The organism is Massilia sp. UYP11, assembly GCF_050434805.1.
Taxonomy (GTDB): domain Bacteria; phylum Pseudomonadota; class Gammaproteobacteria; order Burkholderiales; family Burkholderiaceae_D; genus Telluria.
The window spans coordinates 159,527-174,349 of record NZ_JBNDJE010000001.1; the positions used below are offsets into that span (position 1 = coordinate 159,527).

Sequence of the window (14,823 nt, forward strand, 5' to 3'; positions counted from 1 at the left end):
TTATCCTCCGAATTCTTCAGGGGTCAGGGTTTTCATCGACAGCGCGTGGATTTCCTCGCGCATGCGGTCGCCCAGCACGGCATACACGATCTGGTGACGCTGGATGGGACGCTTGCCGGCGAAGGCATTCGACACGATCACGGCCTCGAAGTGATGGCCATCGCCCTTCACGTCGAGGTGGGTGCATTCGAGGCCGGCGCTGATATAGCCGTGGATCAGTTCGGGTGTGGTCGCCACGATAACTCCAGTTAAACTTTGTACGATTAATGGCGCAGATTGTAGCCGCGCTTGAGCAGATTGATCGCCACGCCCGTCAGCACCACGAAGAACACGGTCACGACGGCCAGGCTGGTCCATGGCGAAACGTCGGACTGGCCGAAGAACCCATAGCGGAACCCGTCAATCATATAAAAGAACGGGTTGAAATGCGAGACGGCGAGCCAGAAAGGCGGCAGTTTTTGAACGGAATAGAACACACCGGCCAGGAAGGTCGCCGGCATGATCAGGAAGTTCTGGAAAGCCGCCAGCTGGTCGAACTTCTCGGCCCAGATGCCGGCGATCGTGCCCATGGTGCCGAGAATGGCCGCGCCCAGCAGGGCGAACACCACGATCCACACCGGCGCCACGAACTCCAGATGGGCGAACCAGGCGGTGATGACGAACACGCCGGCGCCGACCACGATCCCGCGCAGCATCGAGGCCAGCACGTAGGCCGACAGGATCTCGGCGTGCGACAGCGGCGGCAGCAGGATGAAGACCAGGTTGCCGCTGATCTTGGACTGGATCAGCGACGAGGACGAGTTGGCGAAGGCGTTCTGCAGCACGCTCATCATCACCAGGCCCGGGATCAGGAACGAGGTGTAGGCGACGCCGTCGAGCATCTCGACCCGGCCGTCGAGCACATGGCCGAAGATCAGCAGATAGAGCATGGCGGTGACCACCGGCGCGGCCACGGTCTGGGTCGCGACCTTCCAGAAGCGCAGCGACTCCTTGTAGAACAGGGTACGGAAACCGATCGAGAACATTATTTACCTTCCTCCATGATCTGGATGAAGATGTCCTCGAGGTCCGCCTGCTCCAGCTGCATCTCGTCGATGACGGCGCCGTTCTCGCGCAGGCGCGCCAGGATCGGCTCGACCTCCGAATAATCGTTCACGCGCAGCGTGTACTTGTTGCCGCCGCCGTTGCCGTTCGTGTGCTCGTCATGCGAGACGAGATGACGCAGCGCCTCGGGCAGGTCGCCCGACTTTAGGTGCACCACCAGCTGCGAGCCCGACACGCGGCGCAGCAGCGCGCTCATGGTGTCCAGCGCCACCACGTTGCCGCGCCGGAGCATGGCCACGCGCTGGCACATGGCTTGCGCTTCCTCGAGGTAGTGGGTGGTCAGCACCACGGTGTGGCCGCCTTCGCGGTTCAGGCGCGCGATGAACTTCCACAGGGTCTGGCGCAGCTCGACGTCGACGCCGGCGGTCGGCTCGTCGAGCACGATCACGGGCGGCCGGTGCACCAGGGCCTGGGCCACCAGCACGCGCCGCTTCATGCCGCCCGACAGCGCGCGCATGTTGACGTCGGCCTTGTCGGTCAGATCGAGGTTGTGCATCACCTCGTCGATCCAGGCGTCGTTGTTGCGAATGCCGAAGTAGCCCGACTGCAGGCGCAAGGTTTCGCGCACCGTGAAGAAGGGATCGAACACCAGCTCCTGCGGCACCACGCCCAGGCGCTTCCGCGCTTCGCGAAAGTCGCCCACCACGTCGTGGCCGTGGATGCGCACGCGGCCGGCATCGGGCCGGATCAGGCCCGCGATGGTGGAAATCAGGGTGGTCTTGCCGGCGCCGTTCGGGCCCAAGAGGCCAAAGAACTCGCCTTCCTCGATGTCCAAGGAGACGCCCTTCAGGGCCTTGAAGCCCTTGTAGCTCTTCTCGACGCTGTCAATCTGGATTGCTGTCATGCTTGTTGGATGGCGCGGCGCGCGCAAAATGGGATGGAACCCGAAGCGCACCGTGGGAACCGTGCGGTGAAACGGTCCATTATAGGGGAAATCGCCACGTCAAGCGGCCAGAGGGGGATTTGCGCCGAATGGGGAAATGCGGTGCGCGCAAAAAACCATCGGCGGCCAATGGCCGCCGATGTCGTCAGGCTTGCGGCAGCAGCGTGTCGACCCCGTACAGGGCCGCCAGCTTCTGCACGTTGTCCGGCACGTTCATGAAGGTGAGCCGGTGGCCGGCATCCAGCGCGCGGCGCTGCCAGGCCAGCAGCAGGGCCACGCCGGACGAATCGGCCGCCTGCACGCCGCCGAGATCGAACACGGTCTCGCCGGCGCGAATCGCCGCCGCGCCCTGCTCCAGCGCCTGGTGGGCGGTCAGGAAGGTCAGGGCGTCGATCGACAGCATCGGGTTGGATTCAGCCATGTTGATGAATCACTTCGCCGGCGCGGCCAGCGGCCTCGAGGCCAGTTGCGCATTGCGCTCGGCCAGGCGCTTGATCAGGCCATCGATGCCGTTCTTGCTGATCTCGCTGTTGAAGGTGCTGGTATAGGTCTGGACCAGCCACGCGCCCAGCACGTTCACGTCATAGATCTTCCAGCTGCCTTTTTCGTTGCTCAGGCGGTAGTTCAGGGTGATCGGTTCACCGCGGGCGACGTTCACCTGCGAACGCACTTCGACATCGGTGTCGGTCGGCGAACCGCGCATCGGCTTGAACTCGACGGTCTCGTTCTTGATGGTCGACAGCGCGCCGGCATAGGTGTACACCAGCAGGTCGCGGAACTCCTTGGTCAGCTTCTGCTTCTGTTCCGGGGTCGCGCTGCGCCAGTGGCGGCCGGCCGCTTGCTGGGTCATTTTCTCAGCATCGACATACGGCAGGATTTTTTCGTTGACCAGGCCCATGATCTTGTTGCGGTTGCCGGACTGGATGTCCTTGTCGGCCTTGACGCTGTCGATCACTTCATTGCTGATGCGCTTGACCAGCGCGTCCGGCGCCTCGGCGGCGGCCACCGGAGCGGCGACCAGGACGGTGGAGAACGCCACGGTGGCGGCGGCGGCGACCAGGTGCATGAATGGCTTCATCGGTTTCCTTTCGGTTGGCGGCGGCGGAGGCCGCGCGCACGGTTGATCTTGTTGTTACTGCTCGGGGTCGGTGGCCTGGCGCGGCACGTCGCCGTCATAGACCTGGCTCTGGCGGCGCTGCAGGTAGCCGTCGCGCAGGAACTCGTAGCGGTCCAGGGCGGCGTCTTCGAGCAGGCCGGACGCATCGAGCAGGCTGGCGCGGGTATCGACCACGCGCACGGCCGCGCCGATATTGCGCCAGTTGTCGGGCTGCTTGTATTTCCAGATATCGCCACCCACGTCGGCGGGCAAGGCCGCGGTATCACGTACCGTAGATGGGCCCAGCAGTGGCAAAATCAAGTAGGGGCCGCTTGGCATGCCCCATTTGCCCAGGGTCTGGCCGAAGTCTTCGTCGCTTCTCTGCATGCCCGCTTCGGAAGCGATGTCGAGCAGGCCGAAGATGCCGAAGGACGAGTTCAGCGCGAAGCGGCCGAAATCGGTGCCGGCCTGCTCGGGCTTGCCCTGCAGCAAGTTGTTGACCGAGCTCCAGGCATCCGACAGGTTGCCGAAGAAATTGCCAACGCCAGTCTGGGCAAAGCCCGGCACGACGTTCTTGTAGCCGGTGGCCACCGGTTTCAGGACGGCGCGGTCGACCGCGTCGTTAAAGCTGAACATGGCGCGGTTATAGCCTTCCAGCGGATCCTGCGGGTTGGAGGCAGTCGTTGCACAACCTGTCAGGACCAGGATGGCGGCGGCGGCAGCGCCAAGGCGCAAGTGCGAGAGCGTGACGGCGTGGTTCATTCACTACCTTCCTTTCCTTCAGCAGCCTTGCTGTAGATAAATTGATTAATTAAGTCTTCCAGGACCGTCGCCGACTGGGTGCGAATGATGCGATCGCCTTCCGCCAGATTCTGTTCATCGCCACCGGCTTCGATACCGATGTATTGTTCACCCAACAAACCAGCGGTCAAAATCTTGAGCGAGCTATCTTTCGGGAATTTATATTCGCTCTCCATATCAAGACGTACCGATGCCTGGAAGCTCTCGTCGTCGAAGGTGATCTCACCGACGCGACCCACCACCACGCCGGCGCTCTTGACCGGCGCCTGCGGCTTCAGTCCGCCGATATTGTCGAAACGGCTTGTGATCGAATACGTCTGCCCGAACGACAAAGTCCTCATATTTCCTGCTTGAAAGGCCAGGAACACCAGCGCGGCCAATCCCAGCAGAACGAACAGGCCGACCCAGACGTCGATAGTTTTGCGATGCATTTTGAATACCCTACAGTAACCGTTTTAACCGTTGTTAAACTTATTTATTGAACATCAGGGCCGTCATGACGAAGTTCAGCCCCCAGACCAGCAGCGATGCAATCACGACGGTGCGCGTGGTCGCGCGCGATACGTCTTCTGGCGTCGGCTGGGCCTGGTAGCCCTGGAACAGGGCGGTAAAGGTCACTGCGATGCCAAATATAAAGCTTTTGATGACGCCGTTCAGTACGTCAGCTCGCACATCGACGCCAGCCTGCATCTGCGACCAGAACGACCCTTCGTCGACGCCGATCAGTTTCACGCCGACGATGTAGCCGCCCAGCACGCCCACCGCCGAGAACACGGTGGCCAGCACCGGCATCGCGATCACGCCGGCCCAGAAGCGCGGCGCCAGCACGCGCTGCACCGGATTGATGGCCATCATTTCCATGGCCGACAGCTGTTCGCCGGCTTTCATGAGGCCGATCTGGGCGGTCAGCGAGGTGCCGGCGCGGCCGGCGAACAGCAGCGCGGTCACGACCGGGCCCAGTTCGCGCACCAGCGCCAGCGCCACCACCTGGCCCAGCATCTGCTCGGCGCCATACTGGTTCAGCGTGTAGTAGCCCTGCAGGCCCAGCACCATGCCGACGAACAGGCCGGACACGGCGATGATCACCAGTGAATAGTTGCCGATGAAATGGATCTGCTCGGAGATCAAGCCGGGGCGGCGGAAGGCGCCCGGCGACACACCCAGCAGGTTGAAGAACGAGCGCACGGCGAAACCGAGGCCGGCGAAGCCTTCGCGCACGGTGCAGCCGACCAGGCCAAGGAAGCGGGTGATCATGTGCGCGCTCCCAGGCCCAGGTCGTCGGCCAGCGACGTGCCGGGATAGTGGAACGGCACCGGACCGTCCGGGGCGGCATTGACGAATTGTTTCACGTAGGGGTCTTCCGAGACGCGCAGGTCGTCCGGCGTGCCCTCGGCCACGATCTTGCCGGCAGACATGAAGTACACGTAGTCGGCGATCGCGAAGCACTCGTGCACGTCGTGCGAGACGAGGATCGAGGTCGAGCCCAGCGCGTCGTTCAGGTTACGGATCAGGTTGGCGGTCACGCCCATCGAGATCGGATCGAGGCCGGCGAAGGGCTCGTCGTACATGATCAGTTCAGGATCCAGCGCCACCGCGCGCGCCACGGCCACGCGGCGCGCCATGCCGCCCGAGATCTCGGCCGGCTTGAGGCGGTGCGCATTGCGCAGGCCGACGGCGTTGAGCTTCATCAGGACCAGGTCGCGGATGAGTTCTTCGGGCAGGTCGGTGTGCTCGCGCAGCGGGAAGGCGACATTGTCGAACACCGACAGGTCGGTAAACAGCGCGCCGAACTGGAACAGCATGCCCATGCGGCGGCGCAGCCGGTACAGGCCCTCGGTATCGAGCTGGTGCACCACCTCGCCGCCGATGCGCACTTCGCCGCGCTGGGGGCGGATCTGGCCGCCGATCAGGCGCAGCACCGTGGTCTTGCCGCAACCCGACCCGCCCATGACGGCGACAAGCTTGCCGCGTGGGAAGTCCATACGGAGATTCGACAGGATGGAACGCTCACCGTAAGCAAAATGCAGATCGCGGATTTCGACTAGGTTCGACACAGCATAATTAATGTTTGGGTAATCCGGTATTGTAGTGCAGAAAGCTATTTGCCTGCTTGAGGGACCCGATTTTACCCCTCGGCGGCGACGTACTATTACAACACTAATAACTAATGAGTCAGCTAATCCGACGCATAAGCCATTGTTTTTGTTGATATATGTATGTTAAGCAATATTGTTATTATTGAATTTTATCAATAAGCTGCATTCAAAAAACGCCCGAAGGAGCGGGTTTAAGCTCCTCCTGATTACTATTTCGATGAGCCTGGTTTTTTGCGCCGCACCATAATCTGGGGGTGGCGTAATGAAATAGCAAGTCACAGAATATGCAATACTCTGTCGCTATTTTGTCAACGTAAGATACAACCCCGGACCAGCGCCTGGTCAACCGGGCGGTCGGGCGCATGCAGAGCGCGAGGCCCGGCAGCGCCTGGACGCGGATCGACGGTGTTCTTGCCCGAGCGCTGCGAACTGGCAGCTGCGGCCGACGCTGGTGATGGGCTTGCCGCCTTCGACGAGGCAGAGATGAGGCGGGAGCGAAGGCGGAGGCGGCCGCCTTGCGCGGCCGCCCTCGGGTTGCTGCGCTTAGCGCGGAAGGTTCGAGACACCCATCAGGAACTCGTCGACGGCGCGCGCGCACTGGCGGCCTTCGCGGATCGCCCACACCACCAGCGACTGGCCGCGGCGCATGTCGCCGGCTGCGAACAGCTTCGGGTTCGAGGTCTGGTAGGCGCCCTCGCCTTCGGTGCCGGCGCGCGCATTGCCGCGCGGGTCCTTCTGCACGCCGAAGGCGTCCAGCACCTGCTGCACCGGCGAGACGAAGCCCATCGCCAGGAACACCAGGTCGGCCTTGAGCTCGAATTCGCTGTCCGGCACTTCCATCATCTTGCCGTCCTTCCATTCGACACGGCAGGCGATCAGCTTCTCGACCTTGCCGCCCTTGCCTTCCAGGCGCTTGGTCGCCACCGCCCAGTCGCGCGCGCAGCCTTCCTCGTGCGAGGACGAGGTGCGCAGGCGAGTTGGCCAGTAAGGCCATACCAATGGCTTGTTTTCAAGTTCCGGCGGCTGCGGCATCAGCTCGAACTGGGTCACGGACAGCGCGCCGTGGCGGTTTGAGGTGCCGACGCAGTCCGAGCCGGTGTCGCCGCCGCCGATGACCACCACGTGCTTGCCCGTGGCCTTGATCTGGTCCTTCAGCTTGTCGCCGGCGTTGACCCGGTTCTGCTGCGGCAGGAAGTCCATCGCGAAGTGCACGCCCTTTAACTGGCGGCCGGGGACCGGCAGGTCGCGCGGCTGCTCGGCGCCGCCGGCCAGGATCACGGCGTCGAAGTCCTTTTCCAGGTCTTCCGGGAAGATCGTGTCGCGCGCCATGTTGCTGACCGTGGCCGGGAAGTCCTTGCCGATCAGGACGCTGGTGCGGAAGGTCACGCCTTCGGCCTGCATCTGCTCCACGCGGCGGTCGATCAGGTCCTTCTCCATCTTGAAGTCGGGGATCCCGTAGCGCAGCAGGCCGCCGATGCGGTCGCTCTTCTCGAACACCGTCACGTCGTGGCCGGCGCGCGCCAGTTGCTGGGCCGCGGCCAGGCCGGCGGGGCCGGAGCCGACGATGGCGACCGTCTTGCCGGTCTTGCTGCTGGCCGGCTGCGGCACCACCCAGCCGTGTTCCCAGCCGGTGTCGATGATCTTGCGCTCGATCGACTTGATGCCGACCGGGTCATCGTTGATGCCCAGGGTACAGGCCGATTCGCAGGGCGCCGGGCAGATGCGGCCGGTGAACTCGGGGAAGTTATTGGTCGAGTGCAGATTGTCCAGCGCCTGGCGGTAGTTGCCATGGTAGACCAGGTCATTCCAGTCCGGGATCATGTTGTTGACCGGGCAGCCCGTATTGCAGAACGGGATGCCGCAATCCATGCAGCGCGCGCCCTGCACCTTGGCCTGGCCGTCGGTCAGGGTGACGACGAATTCCTTGTAGTTCTTGAGACGGACGGGAGGATCGAGGTATTCCTCTTCCTGCCGTGCGAATTCCATGAAACCGGTGATTTTGCCCACAATGTTTTCCTTTTCATCTGGCCCGCGGCCTTGGCTCGTCGTTCCCGCGCAGGCGGGAACCCAAGTCTGCGTGCCAGGCCAGTCATCTTGCGCTGGCGGCACGCTACGAAACTTGGGTCCCCGCCTTCGCGGGGACGACGTTGGTTGATGTCGCCGTCAGGCGGCCAGTTCGATCTTGTCGTTCGCTTCTTCCATGCTCGAGTTGTGCATCTCCTCGAGGGCGCGCTTGTAGTCGGTCGGGAACACCTTGACGAACTTGCCGCGGCTGTTGGCCCAGTCATCCAGCAGGTTGCGCGCGCGCGTGCTGCCGGTGTACTTGAAGTGACGCTCGATCAGGCGACGCAGGATGACTTCGTCGCATTCGCGCTCGCCGCCCCGGGTCTGGCTGTGCCAGGCTGCCGGGTCGCACTGCTCCTTCGCCGACAGCACCGGTTCCAGGTTGACCATCGTGGTATTGCAGCGGCCCGCGAACTCGCCTTTCGGATCGTAGACGAAGGCCACGCCGCCCGACATGCCGGCCGCGAAGTTGCGCCCGGTCTCGCCCAGCACGACGACGGTGCCGCCGGTCATGTATTCGCAACCGTGGTCGCCGCAGCCCTCGACCACCGCGACGGCGCCCGAGTTACGCACCGCGAAGCGCTCGCCGGCCACGCCGTTGAAGAAGGCCTCGCCCGAGATCGCGCCATACATCACGGTATTGCCGACGATGATGTTGTCCACCGCCCAGCCGCGGAATTCGGTGTTCGGACGCACGATGATGCGGCCGCCCGACAGGCCCTTGCCAACGTAGTCGTTGCCTTCGCCGACCAGGTCGATCGTGATGCCGCCTGCCAGGAAGGCAGCCGCCGACTGGCCCGCCGTGCCCTGCAGCTGGATGTGGATGGTGTCGTCCGGCAGGCCGGCATGGCCGTAGCGCTTGGCGACTTCGCCCGACAGCATGGCGCCGACGGTGCGGTTCAGGTTCCTGACCGGCGAGATGAACGAGACGCGCTCGCCCTTTTCCAGCGCGGCCCTGGCTTGCGCGATCAGCTTGTGGTCCAGCGCCTTGTCCAGGCCGTGGTCCTGCTCGCTCGTGTGGTACAGCGCGCTGCGGGACTCGACCTGCGGCTGGTAGAAGATGTTCGAGAAATCCAGGCCCTGCGCCTTCCAGTGGCCGATCGCCTTCGATTTGTCCAGCAGGTCGGCGCGGCCGATCAACTCGTCGTAGGTGCGGATGCCCAGCTGGGCCATGATCTGGCGCGCTTCCTCGGCGACGAAGAAGAAGTAGTTCACGACATGCTCCGGCTTGCCCTGGAACTTGGCGCGCAACACCGGGTCTTGCGTGGCCACGCCCACCGGGCAGGTATTCAGGTGGCACTTGCGCATCATGATGCAGCCCTCGACCACCAGCGGCGCGGTGGCGAAGCCCACTTCGTCGGCGCCCAGCATGGCGGCGATGACGACGTCGCGGCCGGTGCGCATCTGGCCATCGGCCTGGACGCGGATGCGGCTGCGCAGGCCGTTGAGCACCAGGGTCTGCTGGGTCTCGGCCAGGCCGAGTTCCCACGGGGTGCCGGCATGCTTGACCGAGGACAGCGGCGAGGCGCCGGTGCCGCCGTCATGGCCCGCGACCACGACGTGGTCGGCCTTGGCCTTCGAGACGCCGGCGGCGACGGTGCCGATGCCGACTTCCGAGACCAGCTTGACCGAGATCGAGGCGCGCGGGTTGGCGTTCTTCAGGTCGTGGATCAGCTGCGCAAGGTCTTCGATCGAATAGATGTCATGGTGCGGCGGCGGCGAGATCAGGCCGACGCCCGGCACCGAGAAGCGCAGCGAAGCGATGTATTCCGAGACCTTATGGCCCGGCAGCTGCCCGCCCTCGCCCGGCTTGGCGCCTTGCGCCATCTTGATCTGGATCTGGTCGGCCGCGTTCAGGTATTCGGCGGTGACGCCGAAGCGGCCCGAGGCCACCTGCTTGATCTTCGAGCGCAGCGAGTCGCCCTCTTCGAGCGGGATGTCGACCATGACGCGGTCCTTGCCCAGGACCGAGGACAGGCTCTCGCCCTTCTTGATGGCGATGCCCTTGAACTCGTTCAGGTAGCGCGCCGGATCCTCGCCGCCTTCGCCGGTATTGCTCTTGCCGCCGATGCGGTTCATCGCGATCGCCAGCGTGGCGTGGGCTTCGGTGCTGATCGAGCCGAGCGACATCGCGCCGGTGGCGAAGCGCTTGACGATCTCTTTCGCCGATTCGACTTCCTCGATCGGGATCGCCTTGTCGCGGTCGATCTTGAATTCGAACAGGCCGCGCAGGGTCAGGTGGCGGCGCGTCTGATCGTTGATCAGCTGCGCGTATTCCTTGTAGGTCGAGAAGTTGTTGGCGCGGGTCGAGTGCTGCAGCTTGGCGATCGCGTCCGGCGTCCACAGGTGGTCTTCGCCACGCACGCGGAAGGCGTACTCGCCGCCGACGTCGAGCGCGTTGGCCAGCACCGGATCGTCGCCGAAGGCCAGGGCGTGCAGGCGCAGCGCTTCCTCGGCCACTTCAAACAGGCCAATGCCTTCCACGTTCGACGAGGTGCCCTTGAAGTACTTGTCGACCAGCGACTTGTTCAGGCCAATCGCCTCGAAGATCTGGGCGCCGCAGTACGACATGTAGGTGGAGATGCCCATCTTCGACATCACCTTCAGCAGGCCCTTGCCGATCGCCTTGATGTAGTTGTAGCTCGCGGTTTCCGCCGACATTTCGTGCGGCAGGCCGTGGGCCAGTTCGGCCAGGGTTTCCAGCGCCAGGTACGGGTGGACGGCTTCGGCGCCGTAGCCCGCCAGCAGGGCGAAATGGTGGGTTTCGCGCGCCGAGCCGGTCTCGATCACCAGGCCGGTCGAGGCGCGCAGGCCCTTCGCCACCAGGTGCTGGTGCACGCTGGAAGTGGCCAGCAGCGCGGGAATGGCGACCAGGTCGGGCGACATGCGGCGGTCCGACACGATCAGGATGTTGTGGCCGGACTTGACGGCGTCGACCGCTTCGGCGCACAGCGAGGCGAGCGAGGCTTCGATGCCTTCCTTGCCCCAGGCGACCGGGTAGCAGATGTTCAGCTCATAGGCCTTGAACTTGCTGCCGGTGTGCTGGCCGATGGCGCGCAGGCGCGCCATGTCGTCGAAGCCGAGGATCGGCTGCGCCACTTCGAGGCGCATCGGCGGGTTGACGTTGTTGGTGTCGAGGATGTTCGGTTTCGGGCCGATGAAGGACACCAGCGACATGACCATGCTCTCGCGGATCGGGTCGATCGGCGGGTTGGTCACCTGGGCGAACAGCTGCTTGAAGTAGTTGTACAGCGGCTTGAGCTTGTTCGAGGTGACGGCCAGCGGCGAATCGTTGCCCATCGAGCCGGTGGCTTCCTCGCCCAGCACGGCCATCGGCGCCATCAGGAATTTCAGATCTTCCTGGGTATAGCCGAAGGCTTGCTGGCGGTCGAGCAGGGTCAGCGGCTGCTTCTCGCCTTGCGCGTCCCTGGCCCGCGCGGCCAGCAACTGCGATTCGGACAGCTTGATCTCATTGAGCTTGATGCGCACCGACCTGATCCAGGCCTTGTACGGCTTGGCGTTGGCGAAGCTGTCCTTGAGCTCCTTGTCGTCGATGATGCGGCCGGCCTCGAGGTCGATCAGGAACATCTTGCCCGGCTGGAGGCGCCACTTCTTGACGATGCGCGACTCGGGAATCGGCAGCACGCCCGACTCGGACGCCATCACGACCAGGTCGTCCTCGGTGATGACGTAGCGCGCCGGACGCAGGCCGTTGCGGTCGAGCGTGCCGCCGATGTGGCGGCCGTCGGTGAAGGCCATGGCGGCCGGGCCGTCCCATGGTTCCATCATCGCCGCGTGGTATTCATAGAAGGCGCGGCGGTTGTCGTCCATCGCGGTGTGGTTTTCCCAGGCTTCCGGGATCATCATCATCATCGCCTGGGCCACCGGGTAGCCGGCCATCACCAGCAGCTCGAGCGCATTGTCGAAGCAGGCGGTGTCGGACTGGCCTTCATAGATCAGCGGGAACAGCTTGTTCAGGTCTTCGCCCAGCACGGCCGACTTGAGCATGCCTTCGCGCGCGCGGGTCCAGTTGAAGTTACCCTTGACGGTATTGATCTCGCCGTTGTGGGCGATCATGCGGTAAGGGTGGGCCAGCGGCCATTCGGGGAAGGTGTTGGTCGAGAAGCGCTGGTGGACCAGGGCCAGGGCCGAGATGCAGCGCGGGTCCTGCAGGTCCCTGTAATAGACGCCGACCTGGTCGGCCAGCAGCAGGCCCTTGTAGACGATGGTGCGCGCCGACATCGACGGCACGAAGAATTCCTTGCCGTGCAGGAGTTTCAGGGCCTGGATCGCGTGGCCGGACGACTTGCGGATGACGTAGAGCTTGCGTTCGAGCGCATCGGTCACCATGATGTCCGGGCCGCGGCCGATGAAGATCTGGCGGATGACGGGTTCCTTGGCGCGGACAAACGGCGACATCGGCATGGTCTCGTCGACCGGCACGTTGCGCCAGCCGAGCACCACCTGACCTTCGATGCGCACGGCGCGCTCGATTTCCTGTTCGCAGGCGATGCGCGAGGCGTGCTCTTTCGGCAGGAACACCATGCCGACGCCGTATTCGCCGGGCGGCGGCAGTTCGACGCCCTGCTTGGCCATCTCGTCGCGGAAGTACTGGTCCGGGATCTGGATCAGGATGCCGGCCCCGTCACCCATCAGCGCATCGGCGCCGACGGCGCCCCGGTGATCGAGGTTCTTCAGGATCTGCAGACCCTGTTCAATAATCGAGTGACTCTTGTTGCCCTTGATGTGGGCGATGAAGCCGACGCCACAGGCGTCGTGTTCATTGGCGGGGTCGTACAAACCTTGGGCAATCATGAGGCTATCTCCACTACTTTACGGATCGAACGAGGAGAATAGTGCACTGCAAAATACCCCGTCAACCAGAATAATTAGGGTCAGAGTCGAATTGTTTGACAACTTTTTCACTGGCCGATTAATTGGGGACAGAGTCAATCGAGGTTGTTCATAATCAGGCTCCTGCCACCTAAGCCTATGATATTACAGGGATTTTTTCGCAAAAAAGGGCACGAATAACCGTGCCCTTGTGTCAAGAATTATATGCTTCAGGCTGCCGAAAGCGGCGGTAATGGCGGGTTGAACGGGCGTCCGCGCTTGGCCGGCAAGATCTGGCGCTGGGTTTTATGCTCGAGTTCGGCCTTGAAGGAGAGCGAGCCGAGCGGTTGGTTCTTGAGGATCGCCGCCGTGATGAAATCGACCTCTTCCGTGCTGAGGCCTTGCCGGACCATGTCGATATAGGCCGCCTCGCGCTGGAACGGCGTGTTACCCAGCGCCCAGAACAGCGGATGGTCGGCGACCAGGGTGTCGGTGCGGATGCCGGCGTGGTGGGCGTAGCTGGACCAGGGATAGTCCTCGGGGGCCGCGGTGAGTTGCGCGCGCACCGGATTGAGCTCGATATAGCGGCTGCAGGTCATGAAATAGCGGTCCGAATCGATCAGCGAGGTACGAAAACGCCCTTCGAACAGGCCGCCGCTGCGCTCGTACTTGTGATTGAACCAGGGGACATACAGCCGGCCTACCTTCTGCATCATCAGCGCCAGGCCGGTGGCGTCGCTGGGCGTGGCCAGCAGGTGCAGGTGGTTCGGCATCAACACGTAGGTGTGGATCGCCACGTCGTAGAACCTGGCGCCTTCCTTGAGCCACACCAGGAAGCACTGATAGTCGGCTTCTTCGCGAAAGATCACCTGGCGGTTATTGCCGCGCTGGATGACGTGGTGCGGCTGCTCGGGAACGATGAGTCGGGGTTGGCGTGCCATGACGTTTGCTCAAATGTTGAGCAGGGGATTCTACAATAGAAAACGACTCTGTCCCTCATTAATCGCAAGCGGCGGCAAAAACACGCTGACTCTGTCCCTATTTAATTGACACATAAGCCAGGGGCAACAGAAGCCGAGCAATTTTGCGAGAATTTGGGTGAAAAGGGCAAGGTTGCCAAAGATATTGGCCAATAATTCTACTCTGACCCTAATTGTCCGAGCGGCTATTGGCCAATAATTCTACTCTGACCCTAATTATTATGAGAGGGTGAAGCCGGCGGAGAGGCTGTAGCCTTCGCCGTAGGCGCTGCGCAGGGGGAGGTCCTGGCCGAGGCCGGATCGGGCTTTCTTGCGCAGGCGGTAGACCAGCATGTCGACCCGGCGGCTGGCGTCCGGATCTTCGCCGCCCATGCCGGCCACGATCACATGGCGCGGCACCGGACGGGTGTTGATCGTCAACAGGTGCAGGAAATTGCACTCTTTTTCGGTCAGGTCGACGACCTTGCCCATCAGCTCGAGTTGGCGCGCACTCACGCGCAGGATCCACTTGCTCGGCGTCGGGACCGGATCGGGCGGACGCACCCGGCGGTCCAGGGCTTCGATGTGGGCCGCCAGTTCGGGGAACTTGATCGGCTTGGTCAAATAATGGTCGGCGCCCAGGCGCAGGCCCAGGATGCGGTGGTCGAACGCCACCCGGCCCGTCAGCACCAGCAGGCCGATCTCGGGATACAGCTGGCGCATGCGCGGAATGACGTTGAACCCGTCCTCATCCGGCAAGCCGAGGTCGAGCACGACCACCGCGGCCGGGGTGCGCGTCAACGCCGCCCACATTTCGCTGGCGGTCCTGGCGATCGTCACTTCATGGTCGAGCTCCTTCAGGAACTCGGCCATGTCGTCGGCGTACTCGCCATTGTCTTCAACAATCAGTATCTGCGTCATTCCCTGGCCATATCGTTCAATCACTCGACAATGATACCAATGGTAGCGTTATCCTTGCCGGGTCGC

The 14,823-nt window shown here is 63.2% G+C and carries 13 protein-coding genes; all 13 read right to left on the minus strand.

Going from position 1 to position 14,823, the window contains the following annotated elements:
• The 13 genes from ABIB38_RS00680 to ABIB38_RS00740 all read right to left on the minus strand — a co-directional run bounded on the left by ABIB38_RS00680 (position 1) and on the right by ABIB38_RS00740 (position 14,757).
• Entirely contained in the window at positions 1–237 is a 237-nt protein-coding gene (locus tag ABIB38_RS00680) for a BolA family protein (protein WP_429200869.1), read from the minus strand.
• A gap of 26 nt (positions 238–263) precedes the next feature.
• Complete coding sequence (locus tag ABIB38_RS00685) at positions 264–1,025, minus strand: ABC transporter permease (protein ID WP_429200870.1); 762 nt, start codon at positions 1,023–1,025, stop codon at positions 264–266.
• Positions 1,025–1,948: an ABC transporter ATP-binding protein gene (locus ABIB38_RS00690; protein WP_429200872.1), complete on the minus strand. Its 924-nt coding sequence runs from the start codon at positions 1,946–1,948 to the stop codon at positions 1,025–1,027. The genes ABIB38_RS00685 and ABIB38_RS00690 overlap by 1 nt, the downstream gene beginning before the upstream one ends.
• 184 nt (positions 1,949–2,132) lie before the next feature.
• Positions 2,133–2,408, minus strand: a complete 276-nt coding sequence (locus ABIB38_RS00695) for an STAS domain-containing protein (RefSeq protein ID WP_429200873.1) — start codon at positions 2,406–2,408, stop codon at positions 2,133–2,135.
• 9 nt (positions 2,409–2,417) lie between these two features.
• Positions 2,418–3,065: an MlaC/ttg2D family ABC transporter substrate-binding protein gene (locus tag ABIB38_RS00700; protein WP_429200875.1), complete on the minus strand. Its 648-nt coding sequence runs from the start codon at positions 3,063–3,065 to the stop codon at positions 2,418–2,420.
• A gap of 54 nt (positions 3,066–3,119) precedes the next feature.
• Positions 3,120–3,845 carry an MlaA family lipoprotein gene (locus tag ABIB38_RS00705; RefSeq protein ID WP_429200877.1) on the minus strand — a complete coding sequence of 242 codons (726 nt, stop codon included), beginning with the start codon at positions 3,843–3,845 and terminating at the stop codon, positions 3,120–3,122.
• Positions 3,842–4,315, minus strand: a complete 474-nt coding sequence (gene mlaD, locus ABIB38_RS00710; RefSeq protein WP_429200879.1) for an outer membrane lipid asymmetry maintenance protein MlaD — start codon at positions 4,313–4,315, stop codon at positions 3,842–3,844. Before mlaD ends, ABIB38_RS00705 begins: the two co-directional genes overlap by 4 nt.
• A gap of 40 nt (positions 4,316–4,355) precedes the next feature.
• A complete protein-coding gene (mlaE, locus tag ABIB38_RS00715; RefSeq protein WP_429200881.1) occupies positions 4,356–5,138 on the minus strand; it encodes a lipid asymmetry maintenance ABC transporter permease subunit MlaE in 783 nt (260 codons plus the stop codon).
• Positions 5,135–5,938, minus strand: a complete 804-nt coding sequence (locus ABIB38_RS00720) for an ABC transporter ATP-binding protein (RefSeq protein WP_429200882.1) — start codon at positions 5,936–5,938, stop codon at positions 5,135–5,137. Before ABIB38_RS00720 ends, mlaE begins: the two co-directional genes overlap by 4 nt.
• A gap of 585 nt (positions 5,939–6,523) precedes the next feature.
• A complete protein-coding gene (locus ABIB38_RS00725; protein ID WP_429200884.1) occupies positions 6,524–7,987 on the minus strand; it encodes a glutamate synthase subunit beta in 1,464 nt (487 codons plus the stop codon).
• A 156-nt stretch (positions 7,988–8,143) separates the two neighbouring features.
• The gene (locus tag ABIB38_RS00730) at positions 8,144–12,859 is read right to left on the minus strand and encodes a glutamate synthase-related protein (RefSeq protein ID WP_429200885.1); all 4,716 of its coding nucleotides are present in this window, start codon (positions 12,857–12,859) and stop codon (positions 8,144–8,146) included.
• Between the two features lie 248 nt (positions 12,860–13,107).
• Positions 13,108–13,818, minus strand: a complete 711-nt coding sequence (locus tag ABIB38_RS00735) for a transposase (RefSeq protein WP_429200887.1) — start codon at positions 13,816–13,818, stop codon at positions 13,108–13,110.
• A gap of 258 nt (positions 13,819–14,076) precedes the next feature.
• The gene (locus ABIB38_RS00740; RefSeq protein ID WP_429200889.1) at positions 14,077–14,757 is read right to left on the minus strand and encodes a response regulator transcription factor; all 681 of its coding nucleotides are present in this window, start codon (positions 14,755–14,757) and stop codon (positions 14,077–14,079) included.
• Positions 14,758–14,823: the final 66 nt, after the last annotated feature.

What these genes read in the sequence shown, in the direction of transcription:
- ABIB38_RS00685 (WP_429200870.1), bottom strand. Translation starts at nt 1,025, where the DNA reads ATGTTCTCGATCGGTTTCCGTACCCTGTTCTACAAGGAGTCGCTGCGC.
- ABIB38_RS00690 (WP_429200872.1), bottom strand. Translation starts at nt 1,948, where the DNA reads ATGACAGCAATCCAGATTGACAGCGTCGAGAAGAGCTACAAGGGCTTC.
- ABIB38_RS00695 (WP_429200873.1), bottom strand. Translation starts at nt 2,408, where the DNA reads ATGGCTGAATCCAACCCGATGCTGTCGATCGACGCCCTGACCTTCCTG.
- ABIB38_RS00700 (WP_429200875.1), bottom strand. Translation starts at nt 3,065, where the DNA reads ATGAAGCCATTCATGCACCTGGTCGCCGCCGCCGCCACCGTGGCGTTC.
- ABIB38_RS00705 (WP_429200877.1), bottom strand. Translation starts at nt 3,845, where the DNA reads ATGAACCACGCCGTCACGCTCTCGCACTTGCGCCTTGGCGCTGCCGCC.
- mlaD (WP_429200879.1), bottom strand. Translation starts at nt 4,315, where the DNA reads ATGCATCGCAAAACTATCGACGTCTGGGTCGGCCTGTTCGTTCTGCTG.
- mlaE (WP_429200881.1), bottom strand. Translation starts at nt 5,138, where the DNA reads ATGATCACCCGCTTCCTTGGCCTGGTCGGCTGCACCGTGCGCGAAGGC.
- ABIB38_RS00730 (WP_429200885.1), bottom strand. Translation starts at nt 12,859, where the DNA reads ATGATTGCCCAAGGTTTGTACGACCCCGCCAATGAACACGACGCCTGT.
- ABIB38_RS00735 (WP_429200887.1), bottom strand. Translation starts at nt 13,818, where the DNA reads ATGGCACGCCAACCCCGACTCATCGTTCCCGAGCAGCCGCACCACGTC.
- ABIB38_RS00740 (WP_429200889.1), bottom strand. Translation starts at nt 14,757, where the DNA reads ATGACGCAGATACTGATTGTTGAAGACAATGGCGAGTACGCCGACGAC.